This window comes from Virgibacillus necropolis (assembly GCF_044793635.1).
GTDB classification, from domain to species: Bacteria; Bacillota; Bacilli; order Bacillales; family Amphibacillaceae; genus Virgibacillus_F; species Virgibacillus_F necropolis_A.
The window spans coordinates 176,681-197,030 of record NZ_CP084992.1 but is presented as its reverse complement, the minus strand read 5'-3'; the positions used below and the strand labels follow the sequence as shown (position 1 = coordinate 197,030).

The following is a 20,350-nucleotide window of genomic DNA, read 5'->3' as shown; positions in this document are numbered from 1 at the left end:
TCTTCCCTTCCTTTTGGAGTATTGAAATTGCCCGGTTACGCATCGTTTATTCATCCGGGGATAACTTTAATTGGGCTAGTTCCCGAATGATGGCATCTATGTTAATAGACTCTTGGCTTTTATTAAATTCATAATGGCCGTAGAGATTGATATGCTGCCATGCAACGGGGGAAATCCGTTTCAGTACATCTGAATCTTGCCCCTCTTTTTCTCTGTGAATCAGCATCTTAGATAAAATGCTGGCATTGTAATAAATAATGCAATTGGCAAGCAGACGGCTACACTCACCCCATATGTGTTGATCTTGTTCAGTTTTGAAACGTAGTTTACCAAAATTGGAGTGGGATACCGCCCTACGTAATTTATGATAACTTTCGCCTCGATTTAGTGTTCGATGCACATTTTGACGCAGTGGTGGAGAATCAATATAATCCAGAAAATATAAACTCTTTATGATGTTATCATACTCCCACAAAGCACGTTTGGTTTTGTTTTTACGTGCATAAGCACTGAGCTTTCCTATGATAATGCTCTGTGTTGTTGTTTTGAGAGCAAGTGATAATACAATACGCTGAATATTTTCCCACTCTTCCTCAATAAGATTGGTGTTGATTTTTCGGACTGGCTTGATCAATTCTTCCCCGTATTGGCTTGGGTGTTTGAATCCATATAGGGATTTGCTGACTTTATCATATATATCCCGATAACGTGGTGCAAACTGGTAACCGAAAAGGTGAAGGATGGAAAAATTAACTTCATTGGTCCCATGGGTATCGGTGGAATGCACATTAGGTTGAATATCGGTTGTATTGTTGTATAAAATATCGAACACGTAATGACTTTCATGCTCATTTGCGCCGATTATCCGGGCATTAACAGGAATATGGTTAGCTACCATTGTATAAGAAACAATCCCTTTTTTAAGTCCAAAGTATTTGGGTGAATGGCGCGAATTAATCGTATTGATTCCCGTTTCAAATTTCTGCCCATCGCTACTGGAATGTATGACGTCATCAATATCGTAATGTTGAAAAATGGGAAGCTTGGCTATTGCATTACTGACACGATCATTGGCTTCCTTTAGGGTCTCCAGACGAATAAAGTTATCTGATGTGGTTGAAAGCAAGGGATAGTCGATATCGGATATTTCTCCCATCCTACCTAGACCCATGTTGGTTCCCCAGGCAATCAGGCAAGCGACAAGGGTTTTGCTTTCCTTGTTCTGTTTAGCATAACGCCCCAAAATGTGCTCAAACGCCTCAATAAATTGACAATGTTGATTAGCGTAATGTAAAATACTTCCAATATCAATTTGCTTTAACACATCGAAAAATGAATGGTTGGCGGACTCGGTTTCCCGGGCATACGGGAGTGTCCAACGGCTGTGTGAACCATGTTTTTTGATTTGTAAATGGTCATTATCTCCTGATGCAATACGTTGGTTAACCTCTATAATGCGAGCTTCAAGTCTCTGCACAAGATCCGCCAAATGATCGCGGATAGGCAGACTGACGTCGCATAGGCCGACATCGGCCATCAATTTTTCTTTCTGTTGCCATTGATGGTCATCTATTAGGTCATCCTCAAAGCTACGAAATCGAATACTCTCACGACAAAAAATATCACCTGCCTCTAAGCGATTACGTAAAAGGCGATAGATTAAAAATTCATAGCGATCCACCAATAACTCCTGTTTATAGATGTAGTGCTTTATACTGTCTGATATGAATTGATTGGGTAAATCATCAGAGGGATATTGTCCTAATGATTTATTCTTACTAAAAGCCAGCTTCATAAAATGGATGGCTTCAATCAGCGGATCATTCATCGAAGGTGCTGCGAAATCAACCATAAGAAACAAAGGTCGTAAACGCCGTTTGAATTGCCCAGCTAACTTATCTATGTGTTCCCATTGGAGGGCTGTATCATCCAACTTCGTATTTGTGACAATCTGATCAGCTAGACCTTCAAGCTTTTGGCGTTCCAGAATAGCAAATGCCCGATCCTGGATATCCTGAAAAGGTGTATTCGTTGCAATGGTATCGTCGGTAAATATTTTTAGTACCTGCCCAGCCCTTTTCATGTTTTGGTTGGTTTCTGTGTAGCTCTCATACACCTGGTCTTTAGCTACAGATTTCGATTCATCTATGTAGTGCCTGACATTGTAAATGAACGTATTGATCAGATTGTCGTTCATTCGTTGATAGCGGTGGTAGACAAAACATAATAAATAAACGTAAACGACCCATTCATCTAGTCTTTTAAGCTTGTAGACGGAGTAATAGCCAACCAATGAGGCATAATATTTGATGCTTTCATTAGAAATACCTAACTTTGGTAACAATGTATGGGCAAGTCGATATAAAGGCTGAATTTGTTTACCTCGATCCATCTCACGTTTTATTTCTTTAACACTAAAATCTTTTGGTTCCCGTTTAAGCTGTGTAATTTCATACAACCCTTGAGAATCTTTTAACAGTTGTTTCAAGGATTCGATATCAGGCTGTTCTAAATGATGATGCATCATTTGGATTAGGCGGTTTTGTTCGGATGTTATGGCCTTCCCTACCGTTTCTTGCATAAAGCTGTAACCTGGCGCAACGATGCGTTGCTCGGATAAATCATTCATGATTTCACGAAAGATGAAGATCGGTTTACTACAAAACGTGACAGCCTTACGAGCCTTTTTCTCCATCTGTTGTCGTTCTTCTGTATCACAATTACGATAACTGAATAGTTCAAGAATCAAACGCTGTTGTTTTAATCTAGTAAACTTATCAATTGAACTTAGATCCTCCATTTTATTGTTATTGAAATAGTACCTCAGAACATGCTGAAGGTCCTCCTCGACTTCACGGAGATCAAATGTAAAAAACAGGTTTTTGGCCTTAAAATAGCCAAGTTGCAAAACAAAATAAGCCTTTGACTTGAGAGAACGCAACATATATAGCAATTCTTCCTCAGGCTGTGAAAGAGAAAAATAATGACACCGATCTTCATATGTGAAGCGCGGTCTACCAAAAATAGCTTTTATTTCTACCTCACCTAGAATTCTCAAACGTTTTTGTTCGGTTCTGTTTTTTTCAATATCCATATCTGCCCTTTCATGTAACTAGATTGATATTTTGTTGTCTAACAAGCCCTTTCAAAAAGTAAACCTTTTGAAATAGCCTGTTTGCCGCGACTTTTGTATGTCGTAAGTATAACATAATTAGATTTGAAATATTGCAGTAACCTTGTATACGTTTTGAAAGAGAAATATAATAGATATATTATGGAATAGATAGACTGAATACATCGAAACAGAATAATCATCAATTTACAGAAAGTGTAGGGGATACCTATGAGACATTTTTTCTATGCAAGAGTTAGTAGCAAGGATCAGTCTTTAGAACGGCAAATTTCTACCGCCAAAGAAATTGGTATTGCAGAAGAGTACATATTTATAGAAAAAGCTAGTGGGAAGGACTTTAAAAGGCCAGAATATCAATTGATGAAGCGAATGTTTAGGGACGGAGACATTTTATATATTAAGTCACTAGATAGGCTAGGGCGAAATAAGCAAATGATATTGGACGAATGGCAGGAATTGATTAAGGAAAGAAAAATTGATATTACGGTATTAGATATGCCCCTTCTTGATACCACGAAATATAAGGATTTAAACGGTATTGAATCCTTAATCTCTGATTTAATCCTACAATTACTAAGTTACATGGCAGAAGATGAACGCAAAAGAATAAAGGAAAGGCAGGAAGAAGGGATTCGGACTGCTATTCAGAATGGGGTTAAATTTGGTAGAAAAAAGATGGAGATAAATGAAACATTTAAATCCGTCTATCCTGAATGGAAACAAAATAAAATAACGGCTGTAGAGGCCATGAAAAGAGTAGGTATGAAAAGCAACACATTTTATAGAAGAGTAAAAGAATACGAATCAAGTCTTTAACCGTTTGGCAGCAATTCAAAATGGATTGCTGCTTTTACTATTCCCCCCTTTCGAGGGGATGGGCAAAAACACCCAATCTCTTAGTGATGATTTTTATCACAAAGAGATTTGACTTAAAAACTCGAGGGGCTAGGCGCTGGAGCTAGACAGACTTTAGTATAAACTTTCCTTGCAATATAAAAAGGGACGCTCAAATTAATCGAGTGTCCCTTTCCGCTTTTATTCTTTATCTAGCGATATATTTTTAATAGGTGCAAAAGTTGAAATCGCATGTTTGAATATAAGTTGTTGCTTACCATCTGACTCTAATAAGACAGTAAAGTTATCAAATGCTTTAACGACTCCTCTTAATTGAAATCCATTTAATAAAAATACAGTAACAGAAATATGATCTTTACGTAATTGGTTTAAATATTGTTCTTGTATGTTTACCGATTGTGCCATCCCGTTTCCTCCTTTTCTATCTATATATATTTACTTCTACTTTTATCTCAACATTCCTGCTAAATCCGATAAAATAGTTCGAAATTTTTCATCAATTGTTTCGGGTGTTACAGTGTACCATGTAACATCCATCTTATTTTTAAACCACGTGTACTGACGTTTAGCAAAGCGTCGTGAATTGCGTTTTAATAACTCGATGGCTTCTTCAAGTGGATATTCCCCTTTAAAATAAGGGATAAACTCTTTATAACCGATTCCCCGCATAGATTGGTGATTTCCAAATCCCTTAGAATAAAGCTGATGTACTTCGTAAAGTAATCCATCTTGCATCATTTTGTCAATCCTATTGTTTATCCGGGAATATAACATCCCGCGATCCATTTCTAACCCAATGAAAATTGGATCATAATCGGACTCTTTTTGTTCAGCCTGGTAAGCTGACATTGTTTTGCCAGTTGTTTCATAAATTTCAATTGCACGAATAAGACGTCTATGGTTATTAGGATGTACTTTCGAAGCTTGTTCTGGATCAATCTCTTTTAAACGGTTATGTAATTGAGAGGAACCTAATTCCTCCAATTCTTTTTCTAGTTGTGTTGTTCGTTCAGGATCCCTAGCATCATTGGCAAAATTATAATTATATAATGCTGATTGAATATATAGTCCGCTACCTCCAACGATGATCGGTAAATGATCAGATGCTGAAATTTTTTCAATATGACCTTTAACAGTTTGTTGGAAATCGGCTACAGAAAAAGTTTCACTTGGTTCTTTTATGTCAATCATATAATGAGGAATGGCTTCTTTTTCTTCCTCTGTGATTTTAGCAGTTCCAATATCCATCCCTCTATATACTTGCATGGAGTCTCCGCTAATGATTTCTCCGTTAAATTGTTTTGCTATTTCTATACTTAATTTCGTTTTCCCTACAGCTGTAGGTCCCACAATTGCTATAACTTTCTGCTTCATAATATCCTCCTAATTACATGACCCTCTTAAACATCTTCTCCAGTTCATAGGAAGAAAAATGCACAATTATTGGCCGACCATGAGGACATGTAAAAGGATCGGTAGTTTTTCGTAAATCCTCTAATAAGTGAAACATGTCTTTCTCATTCAAATAATGATTAGCTTTGATTGACCCCTTACAAGACATCATAATAGCCGCTTCTTCACGAATTGATTCGATATTTACTTTTTCATCAGCCATTATTTGATCAACCATTTCGCGAATAACCTCTTCCTCATAGCCATTCGGGAACCAAACAGGATGTGATCGAATGATATACGTCTGGTTACCAAATTCCTCGAAAAACAATCCAACTTTTTGAAACTCTTCTTCATATTGATCGATAAAGATGGATTCCTGCTTAGAAAATTCAAATGTCATCGGTAATAATAATTCCTGAAGGGTATTTTCTGATTTCCCAAGTTTATCCCTGAAAAACTCATATTTCACCCGTTCTTGAGCTGCATGTTGATCAATCATAAATAAACCATTCTCATTTTGCGCCAATAAATAAGTACCATGCAATTGTCCAATTGGGTACATAATTGGTACTCGATCCGCTTTGGGTTGTGTTTGTTTATTGGTTTCTATTACCTCTTTATCAAAAGGAGGAAGCTCTTTTTCGTTAATTTGAAAACCTGACTGTGCGTCACTAATAAGGTCCGGATCAGGTTGTTGTTCCTGATTTGCTGTTGGTTGGAAATTCGGTTCAGATTTCACTTGTTTTGGTTTATCAAATTCTATCGATGGCTGAAAAGATTGTTGCCTTTTTGGTTCAGGTTGTTCCATCTCAGGAATTAGTGATGTTTGGCGAAATGTTTGCCGAATCATTTGTTCAATCATCTGAAATAACTCTTTTTCTTTACTAAACCTAACTTCTAGTTTCGTAGGATGTACGTTTACATCCACTAAAATTGGATCCATCGTGATCGACAAAACTACAACAGGCATTCTTCCAATTGGAAGCAGTGTATGATATCCCCTTATGATTGCTTGAGATAACGGAATACTTTTAATGAACCTTCCATTTATTATGGTAGAAATATAACTTCGAGCGGCTCTAGTTACTTCAGGTTTGGCAATGAATCCATTAATTTGAAAGTCCAATGTTTTCTCTTCAACGGGGACCATTTTCTTTGCCACATTCATTCCATATACCTGTGATATAACCTGAAGCAAATCCCCTGTTCCTGTCGTCTTAAATAATTGTCTCCCATTATGCGTTAACTCAAACCGAACACTTGGATGTGATAATGAAATTCGATTCATTAAGTCTGTAATATGACCTAGCTCGGTATGGATTGTTTTCATATATTTTAGTCTTGCAGGTGTATTAAAAAATAATTCTTCAACAAGAATTTCCGTCCCCTTGCGCGCATCGCTTTTAGTTTGATTAATGATTTTTCCGCCTTCAAGTTCGATACATGTACCTGATTGTTCACCTTCAGAGGTTTTTACCTTTAATTTACTAACCGCAGCAATACTAGCAAGTGCCTCACCCCTGAATCCAAGTGTTTTAACATGGAACAAATCGTCTTCATTTTTAATTTTACTAGTAGCATGACGTAAGAATGATTTAACACAATCAGGTTCAGACATACCGTTCCCATTATCTGTTACTTTAATTTTCTTTAGACCTGCTTCTTCAATTTCAATTTTCACCCATGTACTATTAGCATCTATACTATTTTCCACAAGTTCCTTTACGACAGATGCTGGTCGTTCCACAACTTCACCAGCTGCTATTTTATTTGCAAGCGCATCAGACATTTGGAATATTTTCATCAAAACAATACCTTTCTACCCCTATTTTCGTAGCTTCTTCTGCAACCGATTTAACTCATTCATCGCATCAAGTGGAGTCATATCAAAAAGATTGATTTTTTTTAGATCGACTATTATTGACTCGTGTGATCTATTTGCTTTAACTTCTGGTTCCGCAGCAGCAAAAAAAGATAACTGACTGGCGCTGTCCTCTTGTACTTTACTCACTTTTTCATCTTTAGTTTCAAAGTCATGTAAGATAGATGTTGCTCGATTAATCAATTGATCGGGAAGTTCAGCCAGTTTCGCAACATGAATGCCATAGCTTTCATCTGCCGCACCTTCTTTTATTTGGTGCAGAAAGACAACGTTTCCTTCATATTCTTCTGCCCGAACATGAATATTTTTCAACCTAGATAGTGATTGTTCTAGAGTTGTTAACTCATGGTAATGCGTTGAAAAAAGCGTTTTGGCATGAATATGGTCATGAATATACTCTACGATAGCCTGGGCTAATGCCATCCCATCATACGTGCTGGTTCCTCGTCCAATTTCATCTAAAAGAATCAAACTATTTTTGGTAGCGTTTGAGATTGCATGATTTGCCTCCAGCATTTCCACCATAAACGTACTTTGACCAGAAACTAAATCATCCGCTGCACCGATACGAGTAAATATTTGATCGAAAATCGTTAACTCAGCCCGCTCACATGGTACATAACATCCGATTTGCCCCATTAGTACCGTTAGCGCAAGTTGGCGCATATAGGTACTTTTCCCGGACATATTTGGCCCTGTAATTAATAGAACATCTGAATCTTGATCCATAAAAACATCATTTGGAACAAATTCACCATTCTTCATCACTTTTTCAACCACTGGATGTCGACCATTTGTGATAGAAAGATTATTTTTGACAAAACTTGGACGTTTATAATTGTTGCTTTCACTTACAGTAGCAAATGACTGCAACACATCTACTTTACTAACTACTTCGGCCAGTTTTTGCAATTCAGGTATATACGTTTTTAATTGATCACGAATAGCAATAAATAGTTCATACTCTAATTCAACGCTTTTTTCTTCAGCTTCTAGAATTAGTTGTTCTTTTTCCTTTAATTCTGGTGTTACATACCTTTCTGCATTTGTTAATGTTTGCTTCCGTTCATATCTTCCCTCAGGTAAGAGGTGAAGATTTGCTTTTGTGACCTCTATATAATAGCCAAAAACTCGATTGTAACCGATTTTTAAGGATTTTATTTTTGTTTCCTGCTTTTCTTTCTGCTCAAGTTCCTTAATCCATTGTTTACCATTCTTAGATGCATCACGGTACTTGTCCAATTTTTCGTTATAACCATCCCTGATTAATGACCCATCCTTGATGGAAACTGGAGGATTTTCAACTAAACTATTTTCCAGAAGGTTTACTAATTGATTTGGAGAATGTATTTCCTTTAGTATCTGATCAATCTGTTTGGATCTAAATTGATTTAAAATCGTTACTAACTCTGGAATTTTAGCTAAAGATTGCTTCAATTGAATTAAATCACGGCCATTTACATTTCCAAATGCAATACGCCCCGCTAAACGCTCAAGATCATACACTGATTTTAAACCTTCCCTAAGTGCATCGCGTTCCATAAATCCATTATAAAATGTTTCTACTACATCTAGTCGTTCTTCTATTTGTTTTTTATTTAATAATGGACGTTCAATCCATTTTTTCAATAACCTTGATCCCATCGAGGTAACTGTTTGATCAAGAACCCAAAGTAAACTACCATGTTTACCTTTTTTTATTATAGTTTCCGTTAATTCTAAATTTCTTTTAGAGTACATATCAAGCTTTAAGAATTGTTGTAGCTCAATGACTTGTGCCGGTTGTAGATGATCAAGGGATCGCTTTTGTGTATGTTGAACATAATTTAACAATCTGCTGAATGCCTTAACTAAACGTTCATCATGTAAATGGTCAAATAAACTTCTATATTCTCCATTAAACGATATTTCATCTTGATAGGACAACGTGACGTTTAGTTTTTCCTTGAGCTGTTGTTTATGATCATCAGGAAGTTTGGACGATACTACAATTTCTTTTATTGGCTGATTGTAAAGCTCATGGATAACAGCATCCCACCCATTTGACACAAGTGCAATGCTATTTTCACCTGTTGATAAATCGTTATAAACAATCACATATGATCCATCATTAAAATAAGAAAGACTAGCAATATAGTTATTTTCGCTTTCACTTAACATAGTCGATTCCATTACGGTTCCTGGAGTGATTAGTTGAACAACCTCACGTTTCACCACACCTTTTGCATGTTTAGGATCTTCTACCTGCTCACAAATAGCGACTTTATAACCTTTTTCAATTAAATTCTTTATGTAATTTGCGGCGGCGTGGTATGGTACCCCACACATAGGAATTGGTTCATCCTTCGCTGCATCACGTTTCGTTAAGGTGATTTCAAGTTCTCTGGCAGCCACCACTGCATCATCAAAAAACATTTCATAAAAATCGCCAAGGCGAAAAAATAAAAAAGCATCCTTATAGTCAGCTTTTATACCTAAGTATTGCTCCATCATTGGTGTATGTTTCGACATGCCTATTCCTCCAAAAACCAAAATATTCTCCCCCGATTATAGCATATATAGAAAGGCGAAGGCGACTGTTTAGTGGCGTACAAATAGATAGGAATGTGAAAGTGCGTGGAACTTTACGCACATTCATCAGGACTATCTATTTGCTAGCCGCTAGGAGCCGTAGCTGGATCAAGAAAGGCGAAGGCGACTGTTTAGTGGCGTACAAATAGATAGGAATGTGAAAGTGCGTGGAACTTTACGCACATTCATTTGTTTAGTGATGGTTGCTGTAACAACCTGACGTATTTTGGCCAAAAAAAATTACGAGAGAAATTTCCCTCGTAATTTATTTATTCTTTATCTTTGCTGTTTAAAAAATCAGGATTGATCCCATCAAGTTCTTCCTCGCTAACGTCATAATCCCAATCGTCATCATCGTCATTTTGGTGAAAGCCACTTGGATTTACTTTTACGTATACTTTTGTATCCCCTATTATTTGAACTAAAAATTCTCTTTCAATCTCAACTGCAATTTTATTACCTTGATTTGTAATTTTACATTCAAGGCAATTCGGTTGTTGAAGGACCTTTGCAACGACATCATAATCATCATTTATACAATGATCATCTTTTACAGATAGTTTAATATTGTCACTGTACGTAATTCTTTCTGTAACCACTTCTGTCTTGGTATTATCATTATATGAATACCAAATATTGATATCGTAGCTACCATTCACCTCAACAGTATCTTTTGATTTCTTCTTAGCATTATACAAATGGTTAATTACCCAACACCCTAAAATACTGGATGGTTTATGGGATGCTGCTACTGAATGTGTTGTTTCAACAAACCTACGACCCTTCCCACAAACGGCTTTGGTAATGATTTCTCTATATTCTTGATCAAGAAATGTCATAATTCCGTTTACCTCCTCTTTTTTCATAGTCATTTTATGCAAGACAAATACCTAAAGTGCATAGCAAAACCATGAAAACAAAAGGAGATGAAAATTATTCCCTTGGAAAGGTTGCCTAGACTGGTTTATGAAGGCAAAAAATCCAAGTAAGAAATAATAATTATTTCTTACTTGGACACTTAATTAGTGACTGCAGGATGAGCCATTATTCGATTTTGAACCAGTTTCACCCGATAATAAATCGCCACCTGTAGAACGAATTACATCATTTGTTACCTCGCGAGCAATTGTTCCTGATACAAGCTGCAGAACATCATTTACAATAATTTGCGTTTCTTTAAATTCTTGTACGATAGGAATATCATCTATTTCTGCCTGCAAGCGATCGATTTCTTCTTCCACTCGTTTTAAAGCTTCCTTTTTTTCATATGCCTGGAAATTAACAGCTTGTTTCTGTAATGCTTTTATTTTCGTTATTAGTTTTTGTACCTTTTGGTTCTCATTAATTTTCGCTTCAACTTCCTTAAAACGATCAATTTCATCTGTATTGGCAAGCATTTGTGCTAAATTTTTTGCCTCATCTAATATTTGTTTACGTGTATAGTCAGCCATTTAATTCACCTCAACTGTATTTTCTACCATAATACCATTTAATGACCAGGTCTTTGCTTCTGTTATTTTAACTTCAACAATTTTTCCAATTGAAGAATCTGGTCCTTTAAAGTTTACAAGTTTATTCTTTTCCGTGTATCCTGCTAAAACTTCTGCGTTTTTTTTGCTTTCACCTTCTACAAGGACTTTTACTACCTGATTTTCTAAACGTTTCATTGACTCGGCAGATTGCTTGTTTACTAAGTCATTTAAACGATACAACCGTTGCTTTTTCACATCCATCGGCACATTATCTTTCTTTTTCGCAGCTGGAGTGCCATCTCGCGGTGAATAAATATACGTATAAGCAGCTTCAAACCCTACTTCTTCCATCAAAGTCATCGTTTCCTCAAATTGTTCTTCTGTTTCGTTAGGGAAACCAACAATTATATCAGTAGTTAACGTGGCATTTGGTATTGCTTTACGGATTTTTCCTACTAACTCTAAATATTGTTCTCTCGTATACTTACGATTCATTAATTTTAATACGTCACTACTTCCTGATTGAACAGGTAAATGGATATGGTCAAGAAGGTTGCCACCTTGGGCTATGACCTCGATTAGATAATCATCAAAATCTCTTGGATGTGAAGTAGTAAATCTAACTCTAGGAATGTCGACTTTGTGTATATCATCCATCAATTCGCCGAAACCGTACGCTATATCTTCAAAGTCTTTCCCATATGCATTAACATTTTGACCTAATAAGGTTATTTCCTGGTAACCCTGCGCAGCCAAATGGCGTACTTCTTGTATGATATCTTCCGGTCTACGGCTTCGTTCTTTACCTCTAGTCATTGGTACAATACAGTACGTGCAAAACTTATCGCAACCGTACATGATATTTACCCAAGCTTTTATCTTACCCTTACGAACTTTAGGAAGGTTTTCAATAATATCTCCTTCTTTAGACCACACTTCAACAACCTTTGCCTTACCGAAGAATGATTCCTTAATTAATTGAGGTAAGCGGTGAATATTATGTGTACCAAAAATGAGATCGACTTGTGGGTGCTTTTTCAAAATACGATTAACTACCGATTCCTCTTGAGACATACATCCACATACACCTAAAATTAAGTCTGGTTTTTCTAATTTTAGTGGTTTTAAATGACCTATCTCACCAAACACTTTATTTTCAGCGTTTTCTCGAATAGCACATGTGTTTAACAGGATAATATCGGCATCCTCAGTATTATTGGTTGATTCATAACCTAATTCTGTTAAAATACCAGCCATAACCTCTGTATCATGTTCATTCATTTGACAGCCATATGTACGGATCAAAAATTTCTTTCCTACTCCAATATTTTCAATGTCTTCGGGTATACCAAAGTCATAATGAACATTTACTTTATCACGTCCACGCTTTCGAGCTTTATTCAGGTTTGGAGGTTCATAGGTAGTCTCAAAGTATTTTGCAAAATCATCACTTGTTTTCTCATGCAAAGGTTTGTCCTGGCCGGATTTTCTGTCCGCGGCATCACTTTGCTTGATTTGGGACATTTCTTTTCGTTGTTGCTCGTTCATATATATAGCTCCTTTCATTATTAGAAAACTTGACTTATCGCCAAGCTTTAATGGCGAAAGCCTTAGTTGCACTTATGCAGTAATAAAGTAGTTATACTTTATTATCTGCTTAACATACACACAGGTGTATAGATTTTCATTATTACAGTATAAAGCCTATATACAAATTAAACAATAGAGCAGGGCCTCTGAGCAAATAAAATCCATTCTATATGAAAAAAGTTCCTATTTTCGCCATAAAAAATAGCACTACACATTTGCATGTATAGCACTATAACGATAGGATAATTGTATTTTATCGAGGTTCTACTATAAGTTTTATTGCTGTTCTTTCTTCATTATCAATCATAATATCTGTGAATGCTGGGATACATATCAAATCGACCCCACTAGGTGCTACAAAACCTCGAGCAATTGCTACAGCTTTAACGGCCTGGTTCAACGCACCAGCGCCAATTGCCTGCATTTCTGCTGAGCCACGTTCCCGTAGTACATTTGCAAGTGCCCCCGCTACTGAATTTGGACTTGATTTTGCTGAAACTTTTAATACATCCATTACTAGTACCTCCCTTATTGGCTAATGTAGTTCTATTACTACTATATTCTTGGAGATGATAGCTTATTACCCTATTATGCATTAAAGATTCTAAACATTCAAATAGTCAACCAAAGAAAGGATGATCATCATTTATCAAAATACGTTCTACACGGGAAGCCTTTCCACTTTTTTCATCTATTGTCACTAAAAATCCATTTAATTGAGTTCTTCCCTTTTTATCCGTTTCAAAACGTACAGGTAGGTTTGTTAAAAAGCGCTTTATTACAGCATCCTTTTCTACCCCTAAAATTCCATCATAGGGGCCTGTCATTCCTACATCAGTTATATATCCGGTTCCTTGTGGTAAAATACGTTCATCAGCAGTTTGTGTATGCGTATGCGTACCTACAACAACACTTACTCGCCCATCTACATACCATCCCATTGCTTGTTTTTCACTGGTTGCTTCTGCATGAAAATCCAGGAATATGATGGATGTACGCTTTTTCGCTTCTTCAATTAATTCATCCACTTTACGGAATGGATCATCAAGCGGTGGGAGAAAAGTACGCCCTTGCATATTAATAACAGCTATTTCTTTTCCGTTTATATTTGTATAAACAATTCCATTACCAGGTGTCCCCTCTGGAAAGTTAGCTGGGCGAATCATGTTCTTTGCACTATCGATAAATTCAAAAATTTCTTTTTTATCCCAAGTATGATTACCCATTGTCACAACCTGAGCTCCACATTCTAGAAATTCTTTATAAATTTTTTCTGTAATTCCTTTTCCTGCTGCAGCGTTTTCCCCATTAATAATTGTCATATTTGGCCGATACTTCTCTTTTAATTTTGGTAAATACTCCTTTACCATATCTCGACCTGGAGAGCCTACAACATCACCAATAAATAATATTTTCATTATATGTATCATCCTATCTCTTAAAGTAAGATTAGTGTTTTATAACATTCTTTTTAACTCTTATTCCTTACAATTATATATTTCCCTTATGTAAAAAAAATAAAAGCGGCTCTATGTCCGCTTTTACTTCGCATACTCAACTGTTCGAGTTTCTCTAATAACAGTTACTTTAATATGTCCAGGATAATCGAGCTCATTTTCAATCTGCTTCCGAATATCTCTAGCAACCCGAACTGATTCAATGTCATTAATTTCATCTGGCTTAACAATGATTCGAATCTCTCGACCTGCTTGAATTGCAAATGACTTTTCGACACCTGTAAATGACTCAGAAATTTCTTCTAGTTTTTCTAATCGCTTGATGTAATTTTCTAGTGTTTCACTTCTTGCACCTGGACGTGCAGCTGATAGTGCATCTGCTGCTGCCACTAATACAGAAATGACAGAAGTAGCTTCTTCGTCACCGTGATGGGAAGCTATTGCATTAATAACAACTTCATGCTCTTTGTATTTTATGCCAAGTTCTTTCCCGATTTCTACGTGGCTTCCCTCAACTTCATGATCAATCGCCTTACCGATGTCATGAAGGAGACCCGCTCTACGTGCTAATTTCTCATCTTCACCTAACTCTGCAGCTAGCAATCCAGATAGATAAGCAACCTCTGTAGAATGCTTCAAAACATTCTGTCCATAGCTAGTACGATATTTTAGACGGCCGAGTATTTTAACAAGATCTGGATGTAGTCCATGTACTCCAATTTCGAACGTTGTTTCTTCTCCAATTTCCCGTATATATTCATCAACTTCACGACGAGCCTTATCAACCATTTCTTCGATTCGAGCAGGGTGAATACGACCATCTTGTACAAGTTTTTCTAATGCCATACGAGCAGTTTCTCTTCGAATTGGATCAAAACCAGATAAAATAACTGCTTCTGGTGTATCATCAATGATTAAGTCAATACCAGTTAAGGTTTCTAATGTACGTATATTACGACCTTCACGTCCAATTATCCGCCCTTTCATTTCATCATTAGGAAGATTAACCACAGATACAGTAGTTTCTGCTACGTGATCTGCTGCACAACGCTGTAACGCCAAAGAAAGAATGCTTTTTGCTTTCTTATCAGCTTCTTCTTTTGCACGATTTTCAGCCTCTTTTATCATTAATGCCGATTCGTGTGTTACTTCTTGTTCAATACGTTCTAATATAATCTGCTTAGCCTGGTCAGTTGTATATCCTGAAATGCGTTCAAGCTCCGTTTGCTGCATTTGTATCATAGCTTCCACTTTGCTTTCCATTTCTTCAATTTGTTGTTGTTTTTCTGTTAGTGAATTTTCTTTTTTCTCTAACGAGAGCTCACGCTTATCAAGCGTTTCACTTTTTCTGTCCAGATTTTCTTCTTTTTGCATTAGACGAGTTTCTTGTTTTTGCGCTTCATTTCGTCTGTCACGCAAATCTTGTTCTGTTTCCTGGCGAAGTTTGTGATTTTCATCTTTCGCCTCAAGAAGTGCTTCTTTTTTCGAAGCATCTGCATTTCGATGTGCTTCATCAACTATTTGCTTGGCTAACTTTTCTGCACTGGAAATTTTAGCTTCAGCTATAGATTTACGAATCAGATAACCAACAACAATACCGACGATTAGGGTAAGCAAAATGGAGATGATTAATGTAATAATGTCCACGGTTTCACCTCCTATTGCTATAAAGTTGTACAATTCATTATTGTCGGCATGTACCAAATTTCGCTAAAAATATCAATATTTGTATAACGCTATTAAAATAATTATACATCTTAATTTTAATTGTCAAATTTACCATTGTCAAGGAATCGTAAAAATTAAAAAATATAGTTTCATCAAAGATGCATAGAATATCAAGATTACCTCTTCAAAAGCAGATAAAATGACCTTATAATAGATAAAAAGTAAACCCGCATTCTTTGGAAGTAGAATGAGGGTTTACTAGATATGTTACATAATGAAATGGTTGTTATACATCCAATTTTTCCTGCCCTGCTTCAGCAGGTTCCTCTGGTGTGGCATCTAAATTATAATGATTACGTATCTTTTCTTTAATATCTGCCATTACATTTGTATTTTCTTTTAAGAATTGTTTAGCGTTTTCTCGTCCTTGGCCAATGCGCTCTTCATTATAGGAATACCATGAGCCACTCTTATTAATGATATCTAAGTCTGAACCTATATCTACGAGTTCTCCTTCTCTAGAGATCCCTTCGCCATACATGATATCTACTTCAGCGACTTTAAATGGTGGAGCAACCTTATTTTTTACCACTTTAATTCGGGCTTTATTACCAAATATATCGTTGCCTTTCTTTAAAGTTTCCGCACGACGAACCTCTAGTCTAACTGAGGAATAGAATTTAAGTGCACGTCCACCAGGAGTTGTTTCTGGATTACCAAACATAATACCGACTTTTTCCCTGATTTGGTTTATAAAAACGGCAGTAGTTCTTGATTTATTGATAGCACCTGAAAGCTTTCTTAGCGCTTGTGACATAAGACGCGCTTGTAACCCAACATGTGCGTCTCCCATTTCTCCTTCAATTTCTGCCTTTGGAACTAGCGCTGCAACAGAGTCAACAACGATAATATCAACTGCACCACTTCGAACAAGCGCTTCCGCGATCTCTAGTGCTTGTTCTCCCGTGTCCGGTTGTGATAAAAGTAATTCATCAATATCAACCCCTAATGCTCTTGCATAACTTGGGTCAAGGGCATGCTCAGCATCTATAAACGCTGCCTGTCCACCTTTACTTTGGGCCTCTGCTATTGCATGTAAGGCTACAGTTGTCTTACCAGATGATTCTGGTCCATATATTTCCACAACACGGCCACGTGGGTACCCACCAATTCCTAATGCTACATCTAACGCTAATGATCCACTTGGAATAGTCGCAATTTTTTGTTCAGCTGTTTCACCTAACTTCATAATGGAACCTTTACCAAATTGTTTTTCTATGTTTTTTAAAGCCATATCTAATGCTTGTTTTTTATCGCTCAACGAAACAACCTCCTTTAACTAACTATATCTATCATACATGTTTTTATTTTATTTGCCAAGACTAAAATCGAATAAATGTTCCCTTTTTTAAGTTGTTAAATTTTATATAATTAATATTTGACTATAGAAAGATATACTAAAATACGTTTTTCCACTATTAATTGATAATGAAACTTTTATTTTAGGTTATTAAATAAAAGTTCATAGCCTTTCCAAACTGCTTTTTTCCTGATTGATTGACGATCACCGTGGAAAAGAAATTTCTCTATTTGTTTATTGCCTGACCCGTCATCAATCCCAATATATACAGTCCCAACCGGGTGACCTTCGACTATTTCCGGCCCAGCAACACCGGTAAAACTGATTCCTATGGAGGTTCCTAGTAACGAGCGTATATTAGTTGCTAAAGAATCTGCACATTCCTCACTAATTACACCACTATTCTTCGTAATATGCGCTGGTACATGTAAAAGTTTTTCTTTAACGGTAGTATCATAACAAACGATCCCACCGGGGCATACACGTGATGCACCTTCTACACCTATCAACCTATCGGTAAACAATCCACCAGTTAAACTTTCTGCAGCAGCTACTGTCTTACCCTGTTCTTTTAATAATTGGGAAATTTTTTGTTCAATTGTCTCGTCATCAATCCCATATAAATAAGGTCCAACCTTATCAACAATTTTGAGTTGTGTTTCAGCTATTAACTCACGTGCTTGATTTATCGTATTGGCTTTTGCTGTCAAACGAATAGCAACGCCCTCAATTTGAGCAAGTGGTGCTATCGTCGGGTTAGTTTGTGCCGCTATAATATCTTTTAACTCATATTCTAGTTGAGCTTCGCCTATACCGATAAATTGTAGCATGGTAGATTCTATGACTGTGGTTTCCCCAGACAAACCTTGGATATATGGTAATACATCATCTGAAAATAATTGCTTCATTTCTTTTGGGACACCCGGTAGAAAAACCCATACTTTATTATCATGGGTTAGAATCATGCCAGGTGCCATACCAACTTTATTTTCAAGAACGGTTGCACCTTCAAAGACTCGTGCCTGTTTTTTATTATTTGGAGTCATTGTTTTTTGTTGTTTATCAAAATATTGAGAGATATTATCCATTGAAGGTTTATGCTCCATTATATTTAAACCTGATAATTGTTGAAAAGCTTCCCTGGTCAAATCATCTTCTGTAGGTCCTAAACCACCCGTAACAATGATGACATTTGCGCGATTTGCAGCTTGGGAAAATTGATCGTGTACACGTGTTAAATTATCACCTACCACACTATGAAAATGTACATTTATTCCATATAAGGCGAGTTTTTGTGAGATCCATTGTGCATTTGTATTTGGAATTTGGCCAAGTAAAAGTTCCGTTCCTACAGCAACGATTTCTGCATTAATTTGTTTCATCACTTCGAATCCTTCATAACATTCCAGTTTTTAGCAAAATAATCATAACCAGATACTACGGTAATAATTAATGCTGCATACAAGGCAACAATGTCAAATCGAAAGCCTATAAATGAAAATGGAAAATTGTGAAGAAGCAGCGCTGAGATAGCAACAATTTGAATCCATGTTTTTAATTTACCCATTTGACTAGCCGCCAGAACAATACCTTCTCCTGCAGCAACTAGACGTAGACCCGTAACAGCAAATTCTCTACTGATAATTAATATAACGACCCAGGCAGGTGCCAGACCTAATTCAACAAGCAATATCAGAGCGGCTGATACTAGTAGCTTATCCGCAAGGGGGTCTAAAAATTTCCCTAAATTAGTGACGAGATTATACTTTCTCGCATAATATCCATCTACCCAATCTGTTGCCGAGGCAAAGATAAATAATAAAGCAGCAACTAAGTGTGATACAGGCAGTACCGCTTCGCCAATTTCTAATTGTCCCCATTCAAAGGGAACAGATAATAATACAATAAAAACGGGAATCAAAAATATTCGGGATAGCGTAATCTTATTTGGTATATTCATCTTTTTTCCTCCTGAAAATGCTGTGATTATAAGCCTTAAAACCCTTCCTAATAATGTAGGGAAGGGTTTTAAACGCATTTTTATTCTTCACTAGGGTTTATGTTGATCCAAATTTTTTGATGCATTTTGTCTGATGGTTCAACTGGGTATTCTAATTTAACCCCATCTATTGTAATTTGTAAATCTGGTGCATAACCCACATTAAAATAGATCCGTTTATCGCCTGAAACATTTATTTCATGTGGAGAATTTTCAGCGGTAAAAGGTCCAGCATAATACTGTTTATCATCATCATTTTCTATTTGTAAGTAGGATTTCCCGTCAGATTCCAACTCGATTATCACTTCTTCACTGGCATTGTTTAGATCAAAAGTTGACGGACTTGCACCGGAACCTTTTTCAACTAAATCTAAAGTAGGTTCAACTTTTTCTGATTCAGTAGTGTCTTCGGTAGTTGCATCTTGTTGTTCTTCGTTTGTTGTCGTATCATCTGTTGATTTATTTTCTTCGCCCGATGTTTGATCGTCCTTTGCATCTCCAGGATCATCAAAAATAATTTCAGTATCATCGGTTTTTTCTACAGGGTCAGTAGGATTATCTGATGATGAATTTGATATAAAATACCAAGCCGCAAAAAATATGCCTACTATAAGTAAAATAACAATAATTGTTGGAAACAGGGAGAACAGCATCGGACTTCTTGCTGAATTTGTATCCCTTCTTGAGCGCTGGATTCGTGTGTATTGTTCTGTATTTTCTTCTTCCGTTGCCGGGATTTCTTCTTTATATTCAATCAAAAGTTCATTTGGATCCAGGCCAACAGCTGTAGCATATTCTTTAATAAAAGCACGGGCGTAGAATTTTCCGGGTAACACATTAAAATTGCCCTCTTCAATAGCAACTAGATATCGTTTTTGAATTTTCGTTGTTTCTTGAACGCTCTCAAGGGATAAATTTTGTGCTACACGTGCTTCCTTTAATTTAGTTCCAATTTCCATAAGTAACAC

General features: G+C 36.5%; 16 protein-coding genes. 1 reads left to right on the top strand and 15 read right to left on the bottom strand.

From position 1 onward, the window contains the following. Window positions 1–46: 46 nt before the first annotated feature. Window positions 47–3,094 carry a Tn3 family transposase gene (locus tag LG329_RS00955; protein WP_404452705.1) on the bottom strand — a complete coding sequence of 1,016 codons (3,048 nt, stop codon included), beginning with the start codon at window positions 3,092–3,094 and terminating at the stop codon, window positions 47–49. 249 nt (window positions 3,095–3,343) lie between these two features. Between LG329_RS00955 and LG329_RS00950 the strand changes: the two genes are divergently transcribed. Next, window positions 3,344–3,949, top strand: coding sequence for a recombinase family protein (locus LG329_RS00950; RefSeq protein ID WP_404452703.1), 606 nt, complete (start codon window positions 3,344–3,346; stop codon window positions 3,947–3,949). A gap of 219 nt (window positions 3,950–4,168) precedes the next feature. Here LG329_RS00950 and hfq read toward each other — a convergent pair whose 3' ends face one another. The 14 genes from hfq to LG329_RS00880 all read right to left on the bottom strand — a co-directional run bounded on the left by hfq (window position 4,169) and on the right by LG329_RS00880 (window position 20,341). Beyond that, complete coding sequence (gene hfq / locus LG329_RS00945) at window positions 4,169–4,393, bottom strand: RNA chaperone Hfq (protein WP_404452702.1); 225 nt, start codon at window positions 4,391–4,393, stop codon at window positions 4,169–4,171. Between the two features lie 42 nt (window positions 4,394–4,435). Next, window positions 4,436–5,362: a tRNA (adenosine(37)-N6)-dimethylallyltransferase MiaA gene (gene miaA, locus LG329_RS00940; protein ID WP_404452701.1), complete on the bottom strand. Its 927-nt coding sequence runs from the start codon at window positions 5,360–5,362 to the stop codon at window positions 4,436–4,438. A gap of 13 nt (window positions 5,363–5,375) precedes the next feature. Beyond that, window positions 5,376–7,187 (bottom strand): DNA mismatch repair endonuclease MutL, encoded by a 1,812-nt coding sequence (gene mutL, locus LG329_RS00935; RefSeq protein ID WP_404452700.1) that lies wholly within the window; start codon window positions 7,185–7,187, stop codon window positions 5,376–5,378. A 21-nt stretch (window positions 7,188–7,208) separates the two neighbouring features. Then, window positions 7,209–9,776, bottom strand: a complete 2,568-nt coding sequence (gene mutS / locus LG329_RS00930) for a DNA mismatch repair protein MutS (protein ID WP_404452699.1) — start codon at window positions 9,774–9,776, stop codon at window positions 7,209–7,211. 329 nt (window positions 9,777–10,105) lie between these two features. After that, the gene (cotE, locus tag LG329_RS00925; RefSeq protein WP_404452698.1) at window positions 10,106–10,675 is read right to left on the bottom strand and encodes an outer spore coat protein CotE; all 570 of its coding nucleotides are present in this window, start codon (window positions 10,673–10,675) and stop codon (window positions 10,106–10,108) included. A gap of 183 nt (window positions 10,676–10,858) precedes the next feature. Beyond that, on the bottom strand, window positions 10,859–11,287 hold the full coding sequence (locus LG329_RS00920) for a RicAFT regulatory complex protein RicA family protein (RefSeq protein ID WP_404452697.1): 429 nt from the start codon (window positions 11,285–11,287) through the stop codon (window positions 10,859–10,861). After that, window positions 11,288–12,856: a tRNA (N6-isopentenyl adenosine(37)-C2)-methylthiotransferase MiaB gene (miaB, locus tag LG329_RS00915; RefSeq protein WP_404452696.1), complete on the bottom strand. Its 1,569-nt coding sequence runs from the start codon at window positions 12,854–12,856 to the stop codon at window positions 11,288–11,290. Window positions 12,857–13,151: 295 nt separating this feature from the next. Beyond that, on the bottom strand, window positions 13,152–13,412 hold the full coding sequence (locus LG329_RS00910; RefSeq protein WP_404452695.1) for a stage V sporulation protein S: 261 nt from the start codon (window positions 13,410–13,412) through the stop codon (window positions 13,152–13,154). Window positions 13,413–13,518: 106 nt separating this feature from the next. Beyond that, window positions 13,519–14,316 (bottom strand): TIGR00282 family metallophosphoesterase, encoded by a 798-nt coding sequence (locus LG329_RS00905; protein WP_404452694.1) that lies wholly within the window; start codon window positions 14,314–14,316, stop codon window positions 13,519–13,521. Between the two features lie 123 nt (window positions 14,317–14,439). Beyond that, on the bottom strand, window positions 14,440–16,002 hold the full coding sequence (rny, locus tag LG329_RS00900) for a ribonuclease Y (RefSeq protein ID WP_404452693.1): 1,563 nt from the start codon (window positions 16,000–16,002) through the stop codon (window positions 14,440–14,442). Window positions 16,003–16,309: 307 nt separating this feature from the next. Next, window positions 16,310–17,344, bottom strand: coding sequence for a recombinase RecA (gene recA, locus LG329_RS00895; RefSeq protein WP_404452692.1), 1,035 nt, complete (start codon window positions 17,342–17,344; stop codon window positions 16,310–16,312). Between the two features lie 176 nt (window positions 17,345–17,520). Beyond that, a complete protein-coding gene (locus tag LG329_RS00890; protein ID WP_404452691.1) occupies window positions 17,521–18,765 on the bottom strand; it encodes a competence/damage-inducible protein A in 1,245 nt (414 codons plus the stop codon). After that, a complete protein-coding gene (gene pgsA / locus LG329_RS00885; RefSeq protein WP_404452690.1) occupies window positions 18,765–19,343 on the bottom strand; it encodes a CDP-diacylglycerol--glycerol-3-phosphate 3-phosphatidyltransferase in 579 nt (192 codons plus the stop codon). Before pgsA ends, LG329_RS00890 begins: the two co-directional genes overlap by 1 nt. Before the next feature lie 80 nt (window positions 19,344–19,423). Then, window positions 19,424–20,341 carry a helix-turn-helix domain-containing protein gene (locus LG329_RS00880; RefSeq protein WP_404452689.1) on the bottom strand — a complete coding sequence of 306 codons (918 nt, stop codon included), beginning with the start codon at window positions 20,339–20,341 and terminating at the stop codon, window positions 19,424–19,426. Window positions 20,342–20,350: the final 9 nt, after the last annotated feature.